The organism is Micromonospora sp. NPDC049060, from assembly GCF_040649055.1.
GTDB classification, from domain to species: domain Bacteria; phylum Actinomycetota; class Actinomycetes; order Mycobacteriales; family Micromonosporaceae; genus Micromonospora; species Micromonospora reichwaldensis.
Map to the genome: position 1 here is coordinate 46448 of NZ_JBEZEV010000030.1, position 21008 is coordinate 67455.

General features: G+C 72.5%; 14 protein-coding genes and 1 pseudogene. 6 read left to right on the forward strand and 9 right to left on the reverse strand.

The features are described 5' to 3' along the window. Positions 1–26 precede the first annotated feature (26 nt). From AB0B83_RS14285 to AB0B83_RS14300, 4 genes are read right to left on the reverse strand one after another with little or no spacing between them, the layout of a single operon-like run. Positions 27–617, reverse strand: coding sequence for a hypothetical protein (locus AB0B83_RS14285; protein ID WP_357578552.1), 591 nt, complete (start codon positions 615–617; stop codon positions 27–29). Between the two features lie 10 nt (positions 618–627). After that, complete coding sequence (locus AB0B83_RS14290) at positions 628–3702, reverse strand: CHAT domain-containing protein (RefSeq protein ID WP_357578553.1); 3075 nt, start codon at positions 3700–3702, stop codon at positions 628–630. Next, positions 3695–4276 (reverse strand): hypothetical protein, encoded by a 582-nt coding sequence (locus AB0B83_RS14295; protein WP_357578554.1) that lies wholly within the window; start codon positions 4274–4276, stop codon positions 3695–3697. The genes AB0B83_RS14290 and AB0B83_RS14295 overlap by 8 nt, the downstream gene beginning before the upstream one ends. Positions 4277–4301: 25 nt before the next feature. Continuing rightward, positions 4302–5075 (reverse strand): sigma-70 family RNA polymerase sigma factor, encoded by a 774-nt coding sequence (locus AB0B83_RS14300; RefSeq protein ID WP_357578555.1) that lies wholly within the window; start codon positions 5073–5075, stop codon positions 4302–4304. 242 nt (positions 5076–5317) lie between these two features. Here AB0B83_RS14300 and AB0B83_RS14305 point away from each other — a divergent pair, with 242 nt between their 5' ends. Beyond that, on the forward strand, positions 5318–6085 hold the full coding sequence (locus AB0B83_RS14305) for a DUF2071 domain-containing protein (protein ID WP_357578556.1): 768 nt from the start codon (positions 5318–5320) through the stop codon (positions 6083–6085). Here the strand turns inward: AB0B83_RS14305 and AB0B83_RS14310 are convergent. After that, complete coding sequence (locus AB0B83_RS14310; protein WP_357578557.1) at positions 6077–6556, reverse strand: winged helix-turn-helix domain-containing protein; 480 nt, start codon at positions 6554–6556, stop codon at positions 6077–6079. The genes AB0B83_RS14305 and AB0B83_RS14310 overlap by 9 nt on opposite strands. Positions 6557–6913: 357 nt before the next feature. On the opposite strand from AB0B83_RS14310, the gene AB0B83_RS14315 reads away from it, so the two are divergent. Continuing rightward, a complete protein-coding gene (locus tag AB0B83_RS14315; RefSeq protein WP_357578558.1) occupies positions 6914–11296 on the forward strand; it encodes a S8 family serine peptidase in 4383 nt (1460 codons plus the stop codon). An 88-nt stretch (positions 11297–11384) separates the two neighbouring features. Here the strand turns inward: AB0B83_RS14315 and AB0B83_RS14320 are convergent, their stop codons facing one another. The 3 genes from AB0B83_RS14320 to AB0B83_RS14330 form a co-directional block, all read right to left on the reverse strand. Further along, positions 11385–11948, reverse strand: coding sequence for a winged helix-turn-helix domain-containing protein (locus AB0B83_RS14320; RefSeq protein ID WP_357578559.1), 564 nt, complete (start codon positions 11946–11948; stop codon positions 11385–11387). Between the two features lie 409 nt (positions 11949–12357). Further along, positions 12358–14163: a serine hydrolase gene (locus AB0B83_RS14325; protein WP_357578560.1), complete on the reverse strand. Its 1806-nt coding sequence runs from the start codon at positions 14161–14163 to the stop codon at positions 12358–12360. Positions 14164–14176: 13 nt separating this feature from the next. Then, a complete protein-coding gene (locus tag AB0B83_RS14330) occupies positions 14177–15997 on the reverse strand; it encodes a glycoside hydrolase family 3 protein (RefSeq protein WP_357578561.1) in 1821 nt (606 codons plus the stop codon). Between the two features lie 177 nt (positions 15998–16174). On the opposite strand from AB0B83_RS14330, the gene AB0B83_RS14335 reads away from it, so the two are divergent. The 3 genes from AB0B83_RS14335 (at position 16175) to AB0B83_RS14345 (ending at position 17813) form a co-directional block, all read left to right on the forward strand. Continuing rightward, positions 16175–16498, forward strand: coding sequence for a sigma factor (locus AB0B83_RS14335; RefSeq protein WP_357578562.1), 324 nt, complete (start codon positions 16175–16177; stop codon positions 16496–16498). Then, complete coding sequence (locus tag AB0B83_RS14340; RefSeq protein ID WP_357578563.1) at positions 16429–17148, forward strand: hypothetical protein; 720 nt, start codon at positions 16429–16431, stop codon at positions 17146–17148. The genes AB0B83_RS14335 and AB0B83_RS14340 overlap by 70 nt, the downstream gene beginning before the upstream one ends. 236 nt (positions 17149–17384) lie before the next feature. Then, positions 17385–17813 (forward strand): hypothetical protein, encoded by a 429-nt coding sequence (locus AB0B83_RS14345; RefSeq protein ID WP_357578564.1) that lies wholly within the window; start codon positions 17385–17387, stop codon positions 17811–17813. A 213-nt stretch (positions 17814–18026) separates the two neighbouring features. On the opposite strand, the gene AB0B83_RS14350 is transcribed toward AB0B83_RS14345, so the two are convergent. Then, positions 18027–19052 (reverse strand): alpha/beta hydrolase, encoded by a 1026-nt coding sequence (locus AB0B83_RS14350; protein WP_357578565.1) that lies wholly within the window; start codon positions 19050–19052, stop codon positions 18027–18029. Between the two features lie 351 nt (positions 19053–19403). Here AB0B83_RS14350 and AB0B83_RS14355 point away from each other — a divergent pair. After that, positions 19404–20900, forward strand: a pseudogene (locus AB0B83_RS14355) (aminopeptidase P family protein); the annotation flags it as partial. Positions 20901–21008 lie beyond the last annotated feature (108 nt).

The window sequence follows — 21008 nt, forward strand, 5'->3', positions numbered from 1 at the left end:
TCAGAGCAGCCGTTTCAGGGCCCGGGTCAGTCCGATCCCTTGGCGTGGGTGAGCAGCCGCCTGCCGGGTTCCCGGTCCCCCCATGTCTTGACGCCCTTGCCATGGGTGCCGTACTCGGAGTGCCGCTTCTCGAAGTCCATCGCCCGTACGTCGCCGTCACCGAGGTCGGCGATGGAGTGGCTGTGGGTGCCGAAGTAGGTCGAACGGCCGTTCTCGGTGCGCAGGTTCTCCTCCTCCCACAGCACGACCTTCTTCAGGCTTCCGTCGGGCAGCAAGACCACCCAGCTCTGCTCGTGGGTGGTCTCCTGATGCGTGGTGTTCCGGTGCCTCGTGTTGCGCTCGACGTGCTGGTTGCGCCTGCCGAGCACCCAGTGGGGGCCGACGACGTCGACCCGTTGGATGACCGCGACCCTTTCGGGCCTGTGCTGGACCTTCGTGAACATGTTGAACAAGCCGTGTCTGACCTCCACCCGCTTCGTCACGGTCTGGTACTCGGTCCTGGTGTAGGAGATGCCGCTCTCCGTCGGCTTGCGGGTCTCCCTGGCGACGCGCCTGGCGTAGGCGCGGATGCGGGCCCAGTCGAGGGTGCTGGCCTCGTACGCGGACTTGTCGGGCATGGGTCTCCTCTCAGAAGTGGGCGCCGCCGAGCGCGACGAGGCCACCCCACAGCCGGGGGGTCAGCCGTCGGTCGGGTTTCTCGGCGAGCCAGCCGAGTTTGGCGTCGCGCAGCGCCCGCACCGGGTCGGTGCCGTCGCCCATGTGCTTCCAGAACCGCTGCATGACCTGCGACGTGCTCTCGTCGTCGATCTCGTGGAGGCTGCCGACGACCGTGGTGGCGCCGCGGGCGAACAGGGCGAGCGGGAAACCCGCCAGCTCGACGCCACCGCGCAGCCGGACGCTGGAGTGGCAGGAGGCGAGCACACACAACTGGGGAAAGGACAGTGCCATGGCCTCGGCGGCAGTGAGCTCGGTCCCGTCGGGCAGGATCTTGCTCTGCCCCCACCCGTCGGTCACGTCGTCCGTACCGTGCACGGCCAGCGCGAGCATGCGGTACCCGGTGGTCTCGCCCGAGCCCAGCGTGCTCACCAGCACCGCACGGGAGGTCACTTCGAACAGCGGCGGCAGGTAGCTCTCCAGCGAGCGGAACTCCGGCTCGGTGTGGGTCAGTCTGTCCAGGTCGTAGACGGCGATGGACGGCTGCACCGCAGGCACCACGGCCCGCCTCAGCAGGTGCGTCATGGTGGTGAGCGAGGCGTGCACGCTGACGACCGCGGCGTCGACGAGCTGGCGGGAACCGTCGAGCGGCAAGACGTCGAAGGCGATGTCGAACAGCCCGGTCGGCACGATCATGAGGCGTACGGGGGCACTGCCGGCGGTCAGCCCCAGCAGCGGCTCCGGCAGCAGGATCCGGGTCAACCGTGCCAGGACCAACCAGTAGCCCGGCTGGTCGGGGGTCATCCGCGCCGGCGAGAACGGCAGCGGCACCGCGTCGGTGTGTTCGTGGACAATTCCGTCGCCGTCGCGCCAGGTGAGTCTCCGGTAGAGCACGCGCGGCGAAGTCCCGCCGCCCAGCGCGGACACCTCCGACGCCAGCAGTTGCAGCACCGCGCTCACGTCGTGCTGTGGGCAGAGTTCCAGGACGCTCCGGGCGTCGATGTCGGGCAGACCCCGTCCGTCGGCCAGGGCGCTCAGCACCCCGAGGATGCGGTCGGCCTGGCTGACCGAGCGGCGTCTCGTCTCCGCGATGGCGTCTGCGGTGCGGCTGAGCACCCGCGACTCGGACGCGGGCGGGATCTCGGTCTCGGGCAGCGCGGGCCGGGCCGCGTTGGCGGCGATGACCGACTCGGCGGCACGGCGTACCGCGTCGGTGACGGCCGGGCTGCGGGCCAGGTCGCTGATCAGGGCGCCGACGCGGTCGCGGCGTACCGCCTCCATGATCCTGTCCATCGCCGCCGCGTCACCCAGGCGCACGGCCAGGTCGGCGGCCTCCCGGAACAGCCCGCCGAACTGCTGGCCGAGCGCGGCCCGCTCGGCGAGGTCGGACACCCCGATGAACAGTTCGGCGACACACCGTACGGCCGCCAGGAGGCGCCGCAGCGTCGTGGCGGGCACCTCGTCGGGTTCCGTCCGGCCGCTGAGACCGCACGCCAGCGCCGCGGTCCACCAGCTCCTGGCGGCCTTCTCCATGTCCACGACCACGCCGTCGAACTCCAGGTCGGCGCATGACGCCAAGGCAGCCGACTCCGCGTCGGCGTAGGCCCGCGCCGTGCCCTCCGCGGTGTCGGCGTCCTCGGCGACCCGCCGGTGCCAGCACGCCAGGGCGTAGTTGAGCACGCCCCGGTGCCGGGGCGTCGCCCGCTCGGACAGCTCGGTGAGCCGGTCGAACACCCGGGTGTCGCCCGGAGCGCACCACTCGGCAGCGGCGACCGCCGCGTTGACCATGAGGCCCGCCCGCACCCCGGTCGCCCCCGCGGCCAGGGCGAGGTCGGCGGCGCGCAGTGGGTCGCCCGCGGTGGGGTGGCAGGCCAACAGCCGCGCCCGTGTGAACCGCACCGCCGCCAGTCCGTTGCGGCCGTCTCCGGAGTACGCCGATTCGGCCACGTCCAGCCATGCCGAGGCCAGCTCCCACCGCTCGACGCTCAGCTGTGACCGCGTCTTCCAGAGCTGGACCGCGCAGTCGTAGGCGGAGTTGCCCACCGCTATCCGGCGTGACCGCAGGCCACGGCGGCGCAACTCGGGCACCAGGGCGCCGACGGAGGCCGGCGTCGGCTCGCCCTCGAGCCCGACGCCCTGCAGGCTGACGACGAGCCGCGCCCGCAGCAGCTCGTACGCGCGAGAGTGGTCGTGCAGGTGCGCGGCGTTGTAGGCCGCCTGGGCGAGCCACGCCCGATGGGCCCGGTTGAGGCCGCTCTGTTCCGCCCAGGACCGCAGCCTGGCCTCGACCGCCCGGAAGCCGTCCCGGTCCCCGATGTGCCTGGCGAGCCCCCCGCGATGCGACAACGCCTCGGCGAGCAGCGACGGCCGGACGGGAACCAGGCTCTCGGCCAGCGGTGTCATCCGGTCGATGGCGTCGCGCCACAGCTCGATGTCGCCGAGCGACGCCGCGACCATGCCCATGTCCTTGAAGGCCCGGCAGGCGAGCACCGCGCGGACCACCATGGGTGACTCCGCGACGGCGTCCGGCGCCGCCGCCCACGGGCCCGGGGTCGGGTCGGCCGGTCCCTCCGTCAGGGACGCGGCCTCGGTCGCCGCGGCCAGCGACTCCGACCAGCGGTGTGCCTGTCGCAGGGCCCGGCTGAGGTGGCCGAGCGACCACGCGAGCAGCAGCGGGTCGCGTTCCTCCCGGGCCAGGGCGACCGCCTCGGCGCACTCGTCGGCCCGGTGGTCGATGTCGGCGTTCGCAACGGCGGAGTCGAGCCGGATCTGCGGCTGCCACGTGCGGAAGACCAGGGCGACGATCCGTTGGCTGCGTTGTGTCCGGTCGGTGGGGGCCGCCACCGAGCCGGCGAGGGCGGCCGCCGCGGTACGGACCTCCGACACCGGCGGACGACCCGGTGGACGGCCCGGGCCGCCCGACTCGGCCATCGTCGGATCGGCGGCCAGGCAGACCTGGGCGAGCGCGGACGATCTGGTCGGTCCCCCGGGGAGGGCCAGCACGTCCACGACGAACGCGGCCCAGTCAGGCGTCGAGGCCCTAGTCACCTGCCCGCACCACCAACAGGTCGACGGCCAGCCCGGCGACCACGTCCGGCTCGTCGGCGGGAAGGGCGATGCGGCAGGTGAGATCGACCGGCCAGAAGCCGTCCGCGGGCGGTTCGCCGGCCGGGGCGAGGGCGCCCTCGGCCCTCCACGAGCCGTGGTGGGCGACCACGACCAGGCCGGTGCCCGCCGGTGGCCGGTCGGGCAGGGAGAGCACGACCCGCAGTTCGGCGCGGTCCTGGTCGATCACGAGCGCGACATCCGGCCACGGATCCAGTCCGGCTCGTCGCCTGCCCACCGCGGCGGTGAAGAACTCGGCGTTCTCCACGTTGCGGACGATCCGCCGTCGGGTGCCGGCCGAGCGGACGGTCGCGGGGCTCAGCGCCAGCGTCCACGACGCCAGCACCTCCCGGGTGCCGGCGGCGAACGCGCGCTCCGCCTCGGCCCGGGCCAGCACCTCGGTGAGCCGGCCCTCCACGTCGAGCCGGGCGCGCAACGCCTCGATCGCCGCGTCGTCGGCGGCCCGCACCGCCGCCTCCGCTTCGTCGTTCCATTCGTCGTTGTGGTGGTCGAACACGGTTGTCTCCTTTACGAGAGCAGGATCAGAGCAGGTCGTCCGCGATGAGCAGCGCTTTGAGCCGCTTGCGGGCGTGACGGAGGTTGGAGCGCACCGTCTCCGCCACGGAACCGGTCGCCTCGGCGATCTCCGCGTTCGACAGACCCGCGTAGTGCAGGGCGACGACGACCCGTTGGGCGGCGGGCAGACGGTCGACGGCCTCCAGGATCCGGCGCTCCCGCTGGCCGATGTCCGAACCGTCCACCCCGGGCAGCCTGGCCCCGACCGCGTCGAGCGACACGGTGCGGCCCGCCGAGCGCAGGCTGCTGCGGTAGCCGTTCACCACCGAGCGGTACGCGTAGGGCGCCGGGTCCTCGATGCTTCCCCATCGCGCGTAGAGCCGCGTCAGCACATCGCCGACTACGTCCTCGGCCTCGGCTTCGGTGGCACCGAGCCGCATGACCGTGTAGACCAGCCTCGGGTATTCGGCGCGGAAGAACTCCGCGAAGTCCGTACGCTCATCGTCTCTTTCCTCCATCAGCTGCGCACTGCCCTCTCCGTCGTCGGGCGTGGTGTCCGGAGCGGCGGGAGCGAGCTCCGCGAAGCCCGCCTCCGCCAGCACCGCGGCCGCCGGGTCGTGCCTGCCGGAGAGCAGGTACGCCCCGGCCAAACCGGCGGCCACCGCCCCGCCGGCTCCGGTCAGCCACAGTGAGCTGGTGGCCGCGTACAACCCGGCGAGCCCGACCAGAGCCACGTTGAAGATCCCGACCGCCCCGACCACATCGGACCGCCGCGACCGCGGCGCCTCCTCGACAGCCATGTCGCCTCCCGCCTTAAGCTTCAGCTCCGGACACGAACATCACGCGCCGGACCCCGGAAGCGTGCAAACACGATTTCCGGCCACGGCAGGTCGGGAAGCAATCCCGTCCCCCGGCGACCGGTGTGGGACAGCCACCGATCGACCGGCCGTCCGCCGGTTTGCCGGACGAAAGTGGCGGGGCAGCGATCAGGGCGAGGGCTGCCCGCTCGGCGTCGCCTGTCGGCTGCGGGCAGGATGGGCAGGTGGACACCGAGCCGATCGACGCCGCCCCCGGACAGGCGTTCCCGCGGGCGATCCTGCGGCAACGCTGGGACGATCTCACGTTCCTGCACTGGGCGGTGGCGCCGGAGCGCGTCGCGCCGCTGCTGCCCGCCGGGACGCGTCCCGACACGCTCGACGGGGTCAGCTACGTCGGGCTGATCGGCTTCCGCATGGTGGGGCTGGGCTTCGGCAGGGGGCCGGGGATCCCGTACTTCGGCAGCTTCTGGGAGACCAACGTCCGGCTCTACTCGGTGGACGACACCGGCCGGCGGGCCGTGGTGTTCCGTTCGCTCGACGCGTCGCGGCTGGTCCCGGTGCTGGTCGCCCGGGTGACCCTGGGGCTGCCGTACATGTGGTCGGCGATGCGGCTGGACCGGGACGGCGACCGCTACACCTACCGGTGCCGGCGCCGCTGGCCCGGCCCGGTGGGCGCGACGAGCCGCATGGTGGTGCGGGTGGGGGAGCCGGTCGCCGAGCCGACCCCGCTGGAGCACTTCGTCACCGCCCGCTGGGGGCTGCACACCCGGGCGTACGGGCGGACGCTGCACCTGCCGAACTGGCATCCGCGCTGGCCGCTGCACCGGGCGGAGCTGTTGCACCTGGACGACGAACTGGTCGCCGCCGCCGGGCTGCCGCCGCCCGCCGGGGCGCCGGTGAGCGTGCTGTATTCGCCCGGTGTCCCGGTCCGGTTCGGCCCGCCGGTCGCGCGGGGCCGGGCCCGCGCTGCCCAAGTCAGGCAGTCATCCTGAACCGCTGACCTTCGGCTGCTGATGGTCGGTCAGCCGGAACCCGACGCCGCGCACCGCGTCGATGGCCACCCCGGTGCCGAGTTCGTGGAGCTTGCGACGCAGCCGCTTGACCAGGGACTGCACGTCCGCCCTGCGTTCCCGTCCCTCGTCACGCCAGACCGAGCGGTGCAGCTCGGCGTAGCTCCACACCCGGATCGGCTCGGTGGTCAGGCAGGCCAGCAGGTCGTGCTCGAGGCGCGTCAGACCGATCTCGCGGCCCCGGCTGCGGGCCGTCGACCGGGTCGAGTCGATAAGCAGCGCGTCGTCGTCGGCGCTCGGCGGACGCGCGGACGGCGTCGGGGCGGGCCCCGACGGGACCGCGATCAGCCGGCGCAGCTCGTCGAGGTCGGCGACCAGCAGCAGCGGCGCGACCCCGTCCAGCCGTTCCGCGAGTCGTATCCGCTCGGCTGCCGACGGCGTCACCGCGATCACCAGCGGAAATGGTTCGTCGGCCGGATCTGGTCCGCCCGACGCAGTGCTTTCGTCGCGTGCCCCCACAGCACCCACCCGGAAACTACGGACAGCCTCTGCCCATCTTCGTCAGGACCGTGACAATCATTGGCAAGCTCCCCATTCGCCGGCCAACGGCTAGTGACAAATTGCTTACGGCAAGTTCTTGATCGTCCAATCTTGTCGATCATAGTGTCCAGACGGGCAGCCGGCGTGACCCGCGCGGTGCCTTGGGGGGCATGGAGGGGCCGGATCCCGCTCATCCGAACGGAGACGAGCCCCTGCACCCTCCACCATGGCTCGTTCCACTCTGGGTCGTTCTGGAGGAGGCACCACCGAATGTTCACACGTCCACCCACCAGGCGCTGGGCCAGATCCCTGGTCAGCGCCGGTGCGGCGATGATCCTCGCCGCGACAGGCCTGGCCGCGACAGGGTCAGGCGCACAGGCCTCCCCGTCCGACAAGATCCGGCCGGAGCTCACGAAGGCACTCCAGGGCAAGACGGAGGGCGACTTCTGGATCCGCTTCAAGGACAAGGCGGACCTCAGCCAGGCCGCCGCCATCAAGGACTGGGCCAAGCGCGGTACCGCCGTCGCCGACGCCCTGAAGAAGACCGCCGCCGGCAGCCAGTCCAAGATCCGGGCCGAGCTCGACGGAACGGGCACGAAGTACGAGACCTTCTGGGCGACCAACGCGATCAAGGTCAGCGGCGGCTCCCTGACGATGGCGCAGAGCTTCGCCGCGCACGCCGAGGTCGAGGGCCTGTACGCCCCGGTCGCCTACAAGGTGCCCGAGGTCTCCGAGGGCACCGACGAGAAGACGGTGAACGCCCTCGAGTGGGGCATCGCGAACATCAACGCCGACGACGTCTGGTCCCAGTACGGTGCCAAGGGCGCCGGCATCACGGTGGCGAACATCGACACCGGGGTCCAGTTCGACCACCCCGCGCTGGTGAACTCCTACCGGGGCAACAACGGCGACGGCACGTTCGACCACAACTACAACTGGTACCGCGCCACCGGCTCCTGCGCCGCGCCCTGTGACACCAACGGCCACGGCACGCACACGATGGGCACGATGGCCGGCTCCGCCGGTGCGAACCAGATCGGCGTCGCACCCGACGTGAAGTGGATCGCGGCCAACGGCTGCTGCCCGAGCGACGCGGCGCTTGTCACCTCCGGCCAGTGGATGCTCGAGCCGACGGACCTCAACGGCCAGAACCCGGACGCGAGCAAGCGCCCGAACATCATCAACAACTCGTGGGGAACCACGCTGCCCTCCAACGACCCGTTCATGGAGGACGTGACGCTGGCCTGGACCGCGTCGGGCATCTTCGGCGTCTGGTCCAACGGCAACAGCGGATCGGCCTGCCAGACCAGCGGCTCACCGGGCAGCCTGGTCAGCAACTACTCCGCCGGCGCCTACGACGTCAACAACAACATCGCCAGCTTCTCGGCCCGCGGCGCCGGCCAGAACGGCGAGATCAAGCCCAACATCGCGGCGCCCGGCGTGAACGTCCGGTCGAGCATTCCGGGCGGCGGCTACGCCAGCTACAACGGCACCTCGATGGCCGCCCCGCACCTCGCGGGCGCGATCGCGCTGCTGTGGTCCGCCGCACCGGCGCTCGTCGGCGACGTCAACGCCACCCGCGCGCTGCTGGACAACTCGGCGACCGACAAGGCCGACACCCAGTGCGGTGGCACCACCGACGACAACAACGTGTTCGGCGAGGGCCGCCTGGACGCGCTCGCGCTGCTCAGCGCCGCCCCGATCGGCGACACCGGCACCCTGGCCGGCAAGGTCACGGACGCGACCACCGGCGCCCCGATCGCCGGCGCCACGGTCACCCTGACCGGCGCGGCGGACCGCGAGCTGACCACCGGGGCCGACGGGACGTACTCGTCCCTGCTCCCGGCCGGCGACTACCAGGTCGCCGTGGCGGCGTTCGGCTACCAGGCGAAGACCACGCCGGCCACGGTCGCCCGCAACGCGACCACGACCGTCGACGTGGCGCTGACGGCGGTGCCGAGCGTCACCGTCAGCGGCACCGTCACCGACGGCTCCGGGCACGGCTGGCCGCTCTACGCCAAGGTGACCGTGCAGGGCCAGTCGGGCGTGTCCGACTACACCACCCCCGTCAACGGCCGCTACAGCCTCAAGCTGCCGGCCGGCGCCACCTACGACCTGAAGGTCGAGTCGCAGTACCCGGGCTACCAGACGGTGACCAAGCAGGTCGTGGTCGGCACGGGTAACGCCACGGCCAACGTGGCGGTGCCGGTGCAGACCAACGCCTGCACGACCGCACCCGGCTACCGCTTCGGCTCCGACGGCGAGTACGAGACCTTCGACGGCAGCACCGTGCCGGCCGGCTGGTCCGTGGTGGACCACGCCGCCAGTGGCCAGGTCTGGAAGTTCACGGACGACGGCGCCCGGGGCAACCTGACCGGCGGCACCGGCAACTTCGCGATCGTCGACAGCGACGAGTACGGCTCCGGCGGCAAGCAGGACACCTCGCTCGTCAGCCCGGTCGTCGACCTGACCGGCGTCACCGCACCGGTCATCCGGTTCAACCAGGACTACAACTGGCTGGGCAGCGACCGCGCCGACGTCGACCTCAGCCTCGACGGCGGGACCACCTGGACCAACGTGCTCCGGCAGGCGGCCGACGTCCGTGGCCCGAAGGTGACCGAGGTCGCCATCCCGCAGGCCGCGGGCCAGGCCCAGGCGCGGGTCCGGTTCCGCTACTACGACGCCTCGTACGAGTGGTGGTGGTCGATCGACAACGTCCTGATCGGCAGCCAGCTCACCTGCACGCCGATCGACGGCGGTCTGGTGCTCGGCCACGTCCGCGACAAGAACGACAACGGCTACGTCAACGGCGCCACCGTCACCAGCGACGACCGGCCGGCGGAGAAGGCCACCACCGTGGCGACCCCGGACGACACCGGGCTGGGGGACGGCTTCTACTGGCTGTTCTCGACGCTGACGGACACCCACAAGTTCACCGCCCGGGCCGGCAACTACGTCAGCCAGAGCAAGCAGGTCGACGTCCAGGCCGACTGGGCCACGGCGGCGAACTTCCAGCTCGCGGCCGGCCGCCTGTCGGTCAAGCCGGCCCAGGTCACCGGCACGGCCCGGATGCCCAGCGGCAAGGTCACCAAGGCGTTCACGGTGACGAACACCGGCGGGGCCCCGGTCTCCGTCGAGTTCAGTGAGCGTCCCGGCGGGTTCGAGCTGCTGCGGGCCGACGGGTCCCGGATGAGCAAGCAGGAGGTGCTCGGCTCCCAGGGCGCGCCGGTGCAGCGGCTCGAGGTCCCGACCTCGTTCGCGGCGAAGACGTCCGGCAAGTCGACGGCGGCGGCGTCGCCCGAGGCCGGCCCGCAGGCCGCGCCCTGGACCGACATCGCCAACTACCCGGCCGTGGTGATGGACAACCGGGTGGTCAACCTGGGCGGCAAGGTGTACTCCATCGCCGGCGGCACCGGCTCGGCGTCCTCGGCAAAGAACTACGCCTACGACCCGGTCGCGCAGACCTGGACCGCGATCGCCGATCTGCCCGGCGCTCGTACCGCCATGACAGTGGGCGTCCTGGACGGCAAGATCATCGCGACCGGCGGCTGGGCGGCGGCCGGCCCGGACGGCACCACCTGGTCGTACGACCCGGCGGCCAACACCTGGACGGAGAAGGCCGACAACCCGGCGCCGCGCTCCGCCGCCGGTCAGGCGGTCGCGGGCGGCAAGCTGTACGCCGTCGGTGGCTGCACCACGGCGTCCTGCACGCCGATGTCGAACGACGTCGTGCGGTACGACCCGGCCAGCGACAGCTGGGAGACCCTGGCGGACTACCCGAAGTCGGTGGCCTTCCTCTCCTGCGGCGGGATCGACGGCGTCGTCTACTGCACCGGGGGCAACGACGGCTCCGCGGCGCAGAAGGCGAGCTACGCCTTCGACCCGGGCGCCAACACCTGGACGGCCATCGCCGACGCGCCGGCCGACAACTGGGCCAGCTCGTTCGCTGTGGCCAACGGGAAGTTCCTGGTCGTCGGCGGCTCGCAGGGTGGCGCCATCACCAACGTGGGCTTCGCCTACGACCCGGCCACCTCCTCGTGGTCGAGCCTGCCGAACGCCAACACGGCGCGCTACCGCGGCGGCGCGGCGTGCGGCTTCTACAAGGTCGGCGGCTCCTCCGGCGGCTTCACCGCGACGCGGGACAGCGAGGCGCTGCCCGGGTTCGAGGAGTGCGCCGTCAGCACCGCCGACGTCAGCTGGATGACGATCGACAAGACGGCGGCCACCCTGGCGCCGGGCGAGGCCGTCACGGTCAACGTCGGCATGACGGCGAACGTGGACCAGCCCGGCACCTACACCGCCTCGGTCGCCATCAAGGAGAACACCCCGTACACGGTGGAGCCGGTCGCGGTCACGATGAACGTGCTGCAGCCGACCACCTGGGGCAAGCTGACGGGCACGGTCACCGGGACGAGCTGCCAGGGTGCCAGCTCGCCGCTCTCCGGTGCCACCGTGCAGGTCGACTCGTGGGCGATGTCCTGGACGTTCTCCACGGACGCCGAGGGCAAGTACGCCTACTGGATGGACCGTCGGAACAACCCGTTGACGATGATCGTCGCCAAGGACGGCTGGAAGCCCCAGACCCGGCAGACGAGGATCAACACCACCACCCCCACGGTGGAGGACTTCGCGTTGTCTCCCGTGCGCTGCTGACGCCGACCGTCAGCTGACAGATCCGGCCCGCCTGGTTGCGACCAGGCGGGCCGGACCGCGTCGGAGGGCCTCGAAGAGGCGGGACGGGTCAGATCGACGCGAGACGGAAGCCGACCCCCCGGACCGCGTGGATCGACGCCGAGGCACCCAGCCGGGCGAGCTTGCGCCGCACCCTGCGCACCACCGAGTGCATGTCGGAGCCCCGCCCGAGGTGCACGTTGCCCCAGACCTCGAGGTGCAGCCGCTCGTAGGTCCAGACCTGCCCGGGCGCGCCGACCAGGCACCGCAGGAAGTCGTGCTCCAGGCGGGTCAACTCGACCTCGCGGTCCAGCCAGCGCAGCACCCGGCGGTCGGAGTCGACGCTCAGGTCGGTCGGCGGCGCCCCGATGCCATGCCCGGCCCCGGCCGTCACGACAGGGCCGACCGCCACTGGTCCGGCCGTCACGACCGGTTCGGCTGCCACGACGCGTGGGGCCGTCACGACGGGCGCGGGCGGAAGCACCGGTGTGCCGGGCACGCCGAGGAACGTGCGCGCCTGGTCGACGCTCGAGACGATCAGGAACGCCTCGGTCCCACCGAGCAGACGCGCGAGCTGCCTGCGTTCGGCCGGCGAAGAGGCGATGCCGATGACCAGCGGAGCCACCCCCCTCATTCCCACCCCTTCCGGTTCCCCACCCAACCCGGGGACAGATTCAGCCACGACGCCGATCAATAGGTCCACTGACCCTAGTGGTGGCTCGTCTCGCTTCGGTTAAAAACGGTGACGCGTAGGCGTCGATAAATTGACTGCATTCGGCGGGCCGAGTCGGGTCGTGGCCCTTCATGGTGGCTTGACCCTGTTCGGCGCGATGTGCTCTTCGGGCGCGCGGTTTCGACGACCGACAATGGCCTGGCAGGTGCGATCGGAAACCCCGCGTCGGTCCGGCGAATCGTCACGCCTCGGCCGGCGCCGCCGGCGATTTCGAGACTCCGGCCGACGCCGCGGCGCCGGCCGGGCGGTGAGCTTCTGGTGCCGGCGCTGGTGGCACGGGCGACGCCGGCCGGGGCGCGCCGTGCCCGGGTCAGGCGCGGGCAGGCGACCAGCCGACGGGAACGAGCCGGGCTGCGTCGGCGCCCTCGCCCTGGAAGAGCAACCCGTCCCGGTCCGCGGCCACGATCCGGTCGACGTAGACGCCCCGACCCTGGCTGGAGGCGTCGGTGGTGCTGCTGAAGCGCAGGTGGGTCGCCCGGTCGGGCAACTCGACCGAGACCTGCCACCAGACCCGGCCGCCGTGGCCGGTGACCGTGCCGTCGCTGCTCCACCGCCGGTCGGCGTGGCGCAGCAGCAGGCGTCCCGGAGCCCACGTCGCTCCGCCGTCGGTGGAGACCTCGAAGCGGGCGCTGTCGAAGCGGGGCTCGGTGTCGTACCAGAACAGGAAGCTCGCCGTGCCGCCCCGCGCCGCCCGGCGCAGCGGGGCCGTGAGGGTGACGGTCGCGAGGTCGCGCGGGTCGGCCCGCCACGCCTCGCGGGACCGGGGTCGCACCGGCATCGCCTCGGCGAGATCGCGCGCGACGGCGCGCCGGGCGACGTTGTTGCTGCCCCAGCCGCGGTCAGGGTGCACCCGGTTGCTGAGCAGGATGACGAACGAGTGGGAGAGCGGGTCGACGACGATCGACGTCCCGGTGAAGCCGGTGTGCCCGAACGCCACCGGGGAGGAGAGCCCCATCATGTACCAGTGCTTGTCGAGCTCGAAGCCCAGCCCGCGATCGCTCTCGGGGTAGGCCTGCTCCAGCGGGGCGTTGTAGTTGACCAGCATCGCGCGCACCGTGTCCGCCCGCAGGATGCGCCGCCCCCGGTACTCGCCGCCGTTGAGCAGGGACTGGCAGAGCACGGCCAGGTCCGCCGCGGTGGAGAACACCCCCGCGTGCCCGGCGACGCCGCCGAGCGACCACGCGTTCTCGTCGTGCACCTCACCCCAGACCATGCCCCGGCCGGCGTACGGCTGGTACTCGGTGGCGGCGATCCGCGACCGCCGCTGCGGCCCCGGGTTGTAGCCGGTGTCGGTCATGCCCAGCGGGGCGGTGACGCCGTCGGCGACGAGCGCGTCCAGCGGGCGGCCGGTCACCCGTTCCACAAGCACACCCAGCGCGATCAGCCCGAGGTCGGAGTACACGTACCGGGTACCGGGCTCCGCACCGGGCGCGAGCGGCGTGGCGAGCGCGGCGGCGAACCGCTCCGCCGGCGTCGGGTACCTGCTCCACAGGGGGACGAAGGCGGGCAGACCCGAGGTGTGGGTGAGCAGCATCCGTACGGTGACCGCCGCCTTGCCGCCGGCGGCGAACTCCGGGACGTACCGGGCGACCGGCGCGTCGAGGTCCACCCGTCCCCGCTCGACCTGCTGCATGGTCACGATGGTCGTGAACAGCTTCGACACCGACGCCAGGTCGAAGATGGTGTCGGGCCGCATCGGGATCTGCTCGTCGGCGGGGAGTTCCACCCCTGCCAGCCCGGGCGGCGGGCCGACGGCGGCGTACTTCACCGCGGCACCCACCGCGGCGTGCTGCACGACCACGCCGTCCTTGGCCGCCAGGACCACGGCGCCCGCGTACGCGGGATGGTTGGGGTGGTCCGGCGTCGGCTCGAGGTACGCCGCCAGGTCGGCGGGCATGCGGTCCACGTGCTCGGGGAGCAGACCGACCTGGCGGGCGTGGCCGGGCCGCAGCGTGTCGTGCCGGAAGTGGATGTCGGCGGGCGTGACGACCGGCGGCGCCGAGCCGGCCGGCGGCGGCGTGGCCGAGGCCGCCGTGGCCGGCAGCGCCGCGCCCAGGACGGCCACGGTCAGGCCGATCGCGAGTGGTCGGAGCGCGGGTGGGCGGAGCGACGACATGGTGGGTTGCCTCCTACCAGCTCATGCCGTGGCCGTAGGGATAGAGCACGGTGCCCGCGCCCTCGGCCGTGGGGATCGTGACGGGAAGCCGCCCACGGGGGGACAACTCGCCGTGCAGCGCGCGGACGAGGGCGTCCATCGCCGCCCGCGTGTACGAGTAGGTCGCCAGGTAGGTGGTCACGCCCGGCAGGTACGCGACGTCGTAGGGGTCCCGCACCGCGACCACCACCACGGGCTTGCCCGTGCCGAGCAGCGCGGCGACGAGACGCCGCTGGGTGCCGCGCGGATCGGTGACGGTCGTGTCCCACGCCTTGTTGGTCAGCACGACGGTGAGGTCGTGCCCGGCCGCCAGCGCGGCCGTCGCGGCGATCGTCTGATCCGAGGGCAGGGTCGCGGGCCGGGCGGTGGCCCGGGCGCCGCGGGCGGTGAACCCGTCGGCGACGGTCTCGACCGGCGCGAAGGCGGCGCTGTTCCAGCCGGTGACCAGCACCGAGCGCTGTGCGGGGTCCAGCGGCAGCAGCCCCGCGTCGTTGCGCACGGCGGTGAGGGTCGGGTCGGTGACCCGCGCGACGGCGGCGAGGTGCTCGGGCGCCCCGACCGTGCGTACGGCCTGCTCGACGTCGACCAGCGGCGACCGGGCGAGGCCCTGCCGGTACTTCATGGCGAGGATGCGCCGGACCGACTCGTCCACCCGCCGCTCGGTCAGCTCGCCGGTGGCGACGGCCCGCAGCACCGCGTCCCGGGCCAGCCGCAGGTCCGGCGGCATCAGGAGCTGGTCGGCGCCGGCCTTGAGCGCCAGCACGGGCACCCGGTCGTCGCCGTACTTGCGCCGCACGCCGGCCATGTTCAGCGCGTCGGTGACGATGACCCCCCGGAAACCGAGCTCGCCGCGCAGCACGCCGGTGAGGATCGTCGGCGACAGCGTGGCCGGGTCGCCGGAGGGGTCGAGCGCGGGTACCACGATGTGCGCCGTCATGATCGATTCGACGCCGGCGCTGATCGCCCGCCGGAACGGCGGCGCGTCGATCCGGTCCCACTCCTGTCGGGTGTGGTCGATGACCGGCAGGTCGGTGTGGCTGTCCGTGGCCGTGTCGCCGTGGCCGGGGAAGTGCTTCGCCACCGCGGTCACGCCGGCGCCGTCCTGGAACCCGGCGACCTGGGCGGCGGTCAGCTCGGACACCAGGTGGGGGTCGGCGCCGAAGGACCGTACGCCGATCACCGGGTTGCCGGGGTCGACGTTGACGTCGGCGATCGGCGCGTACGGCTGGTGGATGCCGACCGCGCGCAGCTCGCGTCCGGTGATCTTCGCGGCCTCGCGCGCGGCGGCGGGGGACCGCCCGGCGCCCAGGGCCATCGACCCGGGGAACTGCGCGGCGGGGGCGGGCATGCGCAGCACCACGCCCTGCTCCTGGTCGGTGGAGACGAGCAGGGGCACCCGCCCCTTCGTGCCGTCGCCGACGGCGGCCCGCTGCAACCCGTTGGAGAGGGTGGCGATCTGGCGCGGGCTGTCCAGGTTGCGCGACCACGAGAAGTAGCAGACGCCGCCGAGGTGGAACTGGTCGACGACCTCGGCGGGCGTCTCGACGCCGAACGCCGCGCGGTTGGCGGCGCGGTCGGCGGCCGAGGGTTCGGTGGCGTCGGCACCGTAGACGTAGGTGGCGAAGAGTTGGCCGACCTTCTGCGGCAGGCTCATGTGCCGCAGCGTCGAGGTCACCCAGCCGTGCTCGCCGCCCGGTGGGCGCGCGGGCGCGGCGGAGGCCTGGACGGGCAGCGGTGCGAGGGTGGTCGACAGGGTGACCACCAGGACGGTCGCGGTAACGAGTCGGGCCTTCATCGACGACGACCTCTCAGTCCGGATGGCTGAAACTTAGCTACGCATCGATGAATCGTCAAGAAGGATTGCTACAGACCGGGCCGAACTCCGGCGTGGCCGGCGGGACGGCGACGGACGCGGCCGGACACGTCTTTCGCGACGCGGCGGAACCCGCAGGGCGCCGGTGGTGTCATCTACGTGTCCCCATCGGAGGTACCCCTGAACGACGACGACCTGGTCACCCGCGCCCGGGCGGGCGACCTGGAGGCGTACGAACTCCTGGTCGCCCGGCACACCGCGTCCGCGTATCGGACGGCGGTGCTGCTCGGCGCGGGTCCGGACGCGGAGGACGTCATCCAGGAGGCGTTCGTGAAGGGTCATCGCAAGATCTCCCGCTACCGGGGAGAGGCGTCGTTCCGGTCGTGGCCTGCTCGACGTCGCGGAGGTGCGCCGTGGATGACCTCGAACGCGAACTGCGCGACCTCGCCACCTGGCTGGAGACGCCCGACCCGCCCGACGTGACCGCCCGGGTACGCGCACGCCTCGCCGCGCCCCCGCCGAGGCGACGCCGGTGGCGCCACCTCGTCGCCGTGGCCCTCGCCGCCCTGGTCGTGGCGGCGCTGCCGCCGGGGCGCGCCGCCCTCGCCGACGCTGCCGCCGGGTTGCTGCGCTTCGCCGGGATCACGATCGCCACGACGCCCGACCCGGCGCGTCCCACCGGCGCGGCCTCCCCACTGCCGACGCAGCGGCCCGCCACCGTGGCCGAGGCGCAGCGGAAGGTGCGCTTCCCCGTCCGCACCCCGACGAAGCTGGGCCCGCCCGAGCAGGTGCTGGTCGCCGACCCGGACGGTGCGGGCTTCTGCCGGGTGGCGACGCTGCTCTACCGCGGGGGAGCGCTGCGCATCGACGCCTTCGACGGCCGCCTCGACCTGGCCTTCCACAAGGAGAGCAGCGCGGCGGGTGCCAGCTGGGTCCAGGTCGACGGCGGTTTCGCCGTCTGGATCGGCGCCCCGCACCCGGTCTCCTACGTGGATCGCGCCGGCACCGTCCGGGTGGAGACCGCGCGGCTCGCCGCCTCCACCCTGATCTGGCAGGGGCGCGACGTCAGCTACCGCATCGAGGGCGACCTCACCAGGCCCGAGGCGATCGAGATCGCCAGGTCGCTGGGTTAGTGGCGGTCGTGCCGGTCCGGGGGCCCACCGACCCGCAGGCCCGGGTCGGGAACCCGGGGGAGCCGGCCGGTGTCCCGACAGTGAGAAAGCACGAGCAGGTCGTCGGGAGGCGTGAGATGGGTTCAGCGCGCAGGGTGTTGCTGGGGGCAGTGGTCCTGGTGGCGGGGTGTACGACAGCGGGACGGCCCGCCCCGCAGGCCGCCTCTCCGCCCGCCCCGCAGACTGCCCTTCCGGCCGTGACGGCGTCGGCCGGCACGGCCGCGGGCGCCACCGACGGCTGCGGTTCCCGGGTCGAGACGGGGCCGCTGCCCGACTGGGCGGACGCCGGGTTCAGCGGGAGCACCCGGATGCCGCACGTCCTCGGCGCGCGCGGCGAGATCGTCGCGGTGCTGTTCGGACACCCGCTGAGCCGGTCCAGGAAGCACGGGACGAACAACAAGATCCTCTGGGTCGCCCGTCCCGTCGCGACGCCCCCCGCCGCGACCACCCCGGACGCCCTGCGGATCACCGCGACCCTGGACGGCGCCGGAACCCGGGTGACCCGGGAGGTCGCCGGCGGTCCGGGGCCGTCGATCGTCGACCTGCCGCGGGCCGGCTGCTGGCACCTCGAACTGCGCTGGTCCGGGCGCACCGACGTGCTGGACCTCGTCTATGCGGACAGCTAGGCCCACGGGCCCCCGACCGTGCCGGGGGCGTCGGACGCCGCCGCTCCCACTCGTCCGCGATCACATCTCCACGGGCCGGGCCGGGCCGGCGACGGACGCCGACGCCACGGCGGGGCAGCCGGGTCGACCGGAGGGGACGGCGGCGTCGCCACCGCCGGCCCGGTCGACGCCTGTCGCCCCCGCCGTGGCGCGGTACGTGCGGGAGGGGCTCGGTCAGGGGGCGCAGTTGGTGAGTTCAGGGCTGGACGGGGTGCCGGTGGAGGGTCCGAAGAAGAGCAACGCGCAGGCGCTGAAGAAGGTCGGGTTCTCCTCGGCGATCCAGTGGCCGGTGTCGGGGGCCACGACGGTGCGGACGTCGTCGGCCACCTGCTGGTAGGAGGCGGCGACGGCGGGTCCGAACACGGACTGGGCGCCCATGGCCATCACGGGAATGGTCAGGCGCTTCGACTGCGCGTGGGCCTGGTTGTCGGCGGCGTCGGCCTTGAACGCCCGGTAGTACTCGTATCCCGCCGTCCGCTTCGCCGGGTCGGAATACGCGCGGTAGTAGACGTTGCGGTCGATCGCCTCCGGATGTTGCGCGCGGTCGAAGAGCATTCCCAGATAGGTGGGGACGTCCTCGTTGTCCATGATGCGTTCCGGGATGGGCGCGGGTGAGGCGTTGAAGAGGAAGTGCCAGCTGATCCCGTAGAAGTTCTCCAGTCCGAATCCCGACAGCGGGCTCTCGACGACGCCGATCCGGGTGACCTCGGTGGGGAAGTCGCGGGCGTAGTTGTAGGCGACCATGGCACCGAGGTCGTGACCGATCAGGGCCACCTGGGTGAAGCCGAGCTGGTTGACCGCCTGCCGGATCCGGCGCGCCGTGGTGGCCTTGTCGTAGCCGCCGGCCGGGGCCGTGGAGGCGCCCAGGCCGGGCAGGTCGAACGTGATCACGGTGTGCTGCTGGGCGAGGCTGGGCAGCACCTTGTGCCACACCCACGACGTCTGCGGCCAGCCGTGCAGCAGCACCAGCGGCGAGCCGCTCCCGCTGGTGGTGTAACGCAGGCTCGCGCCGTCGACCGTGACGTTGCCCTGGCGTACGGCGTGGCCGCCGACGGGCGCCGCGGCCGGCTCCGGCGGCGGCGCGGGGGCCACGGCCGCGGCACCCGCGCCCGCCCCGCCCACGAGCGCCACCCCGAGCGCGGCCGCGACGGCGATCCGCCTGCCCCGACGACGCGAATCACTGCCGAAAGCTGTCTTCACCGCAGAACTCAACGCAGACAATTGCATGGACACTTCGCTTTCCGTGAGTTGGCGACCGCATCGGACGGTCGGATCAAACAAAGCGGAAACGGCGGCGTTCACAAGCGCGCCACGGATGCCGATCGAGCGGCTCCGGAAATGTTACAACGGATGTCAAGGCGTCGATCGATTGTGGCGTTTCGGCAAAACTCTCCGGCCCGTGCCGTGGACACAAACGTCGATACCCGCTTCCGCGCCGGACGCCCGGCGGTGACGACCGCGACCACGCCTGCCGCCGGGGCGCTCCAGGGCCACAGTCGAGGGTCGCGGCAGCTTTGCCGTGGCTCCGCAGCGCGTGGCAGGATATCGGCCATGACAAGCGACGAGCAGGTGAAAGCCAGCCACCGTAACACCCCGACGAGCGACGCATTCCGCGCTTTCATCGCCTCCGGCTGGGCCACTACGGATGCGGCACCTGTCCCGCGCGCGGAGGTCGCCGAGCACGCGGCCCGCCGCCGGGCGGCCTTGTCACGCCGGTTCCCGGGCGAGCGCCTCATCATCCCCGCCGGCGGCCTCAAGGTGCGCAGCAACGACACCGACTACACCTTCCGCCCGCACACGGCCTTCGCCTGGCTGACCGGTCTCGGGTTCGACACCGAGCCCGACAGCGTCCTGGTGCTGGACCCCAGGCCCGACGGCCACGAGGCGATCCTGTTCTTCCGGCCGCTCGCGCCGCGCGACAGCGAGGAGTTCTTCGCGGACTCCCGGTTCGGCGAGTTCTGGGTCGGACCCCGCCCGACGATGCGCGAGATCGAGCAGCGGCTGGGCATCGGCACCCGGCACATCGACTCGCTCCCGGACGTCCTGGCCAAGGACGCCGGCGCGACCGTGGTGCGCGTGGTGCGGGGGGCCGACGGCGGGCTCGCCCGGCTCGTCGACGAGACCCGGGCCCAGGCGGAGACGCCCGCGTCGGTCACGCAGCAGCACGAGGCGGACGAGGAGCTGGCCCGCCACCTGTCGGGGATGCGACTGTGCAAGGACGAGTGGGAGGTGGGCGAGATGCGCAAGGCGATCGCCGCCACCCACCGGGGCTTCGATGCCATCATCGCCGGGCTGCCCGAGGCCGTCGGCAAGGAGCGCGGCGAGCGGTGGGTCGAGGGTCTCTTCGGCCTGTACGCCCGCCACGACGGCAACGGCATCGGCTACGAGACGATCTGCGCGTCCGGCGACCACGCCAACACGATCCACTGGACGAAGAACACCGGTCCGGTCCGCGAGGGCGACCTCATCCTGGTGGACGCCGGTGTCGAGGTCGACTCCCTCTACACCGCCGACATCACGCGCACCCTCCCGGTGACCGGCCGCTTCACCGACGTGCAGCGCAAGATCTACGAGGCGGTCCTGGAGGCGCAGGAGGCCGGCCTGGCGGCGGTGAAGCCGGGCAACAAGTTCAGCGACATCCACGCCGCCGCGAACGTGGTCATCGCCCGACGGCTGCACGAGTGGGGGCTGCTGCCGGAGGGGGTGACCCTCGAGCAGACGCTGGACCGGGAGAGCGGCGGCTGGCACCGGCGGTGGATGGTCCACGGCACGTCCCACCACCTGGGCATGGACGTGCACGACTGTCAGATGCTGCTGCGTCAGGAGTACATGGACGGCGAGCTGAAGCCCGGGATGATCCTGACCGTCGAGCCCGGCCTGTACTTCAAGGCCGACGACCTGCTGGCGCCGGCGGAGTTCCGCGGCATCGGCGTCCGGATCGAGGACAACGTGCTGGTCACCGAGGACGGTCACGAGAACCTGTCGTCGGCCATGCCGCGTACCGCCGACGACGTCGAGGCCTGGATCGACCGGGTGCGCTCCGGCGCGACCGCCGGCGACCCGCTGCGGCACGTCCACGTGCCGTGGGAGGCGCTGGCGGTGATTCCCGTCGGGGTCAGCGCGACCCCCGGCACCCGTCGCCAGTGGGCGACCGTC

What these genes read in the sequence shown, in the direction of transcription:
- AB0B83_RS14285 (WP_357578552.1), bottom strand. Translation starts at nt 617, where the DNA reads ATGCCCGACAAGTCCGCGTACGAGGCCAGCACCCTCGACTGGGCCCGC.
- AB0B83_RS14300 (WP_357578555.1), bottom strand. Translation starts at nt 5,075, where the DNA reads ATGGCTGTCGAGGAGGCGCCGCGGTCGCGGCGGTCCGATGTGGTCGGG.
- AB0B83_RS14315 (WP_357578558.1), top strand. Translation starts at nt 6,914, where the DNA reads ATGTTCACACGTCCACCCACCAGGCGCTGGGCCAGATCCCTGGTCAGC.
- AB0B83_RS14320 (WP_357578559.1), bottom strand. Translation starts at nt 11,948, where the DNA reads ATGAGGGGGGTGGCTCCGCTGGTCATCGGCATCGCCTCTTCGCCGGCC.
- AB0B83_RS14325 (WP_357578560.1), bottom strand. Translation starts at nt 14,163, where the DNA reads ATGTCGTCGCTCCGCCCACCCGCGCTCCGACCACTCGCGATCGGCCTG.
- AB0B83_RS14330 (WP_357578561.1), bottom strand. Translation starts at nt 15,997, where the DNA reads ATGAAGGCCCGACTCGTTACCGCGACCGTCCTGGTGGTCACCCTGTCG.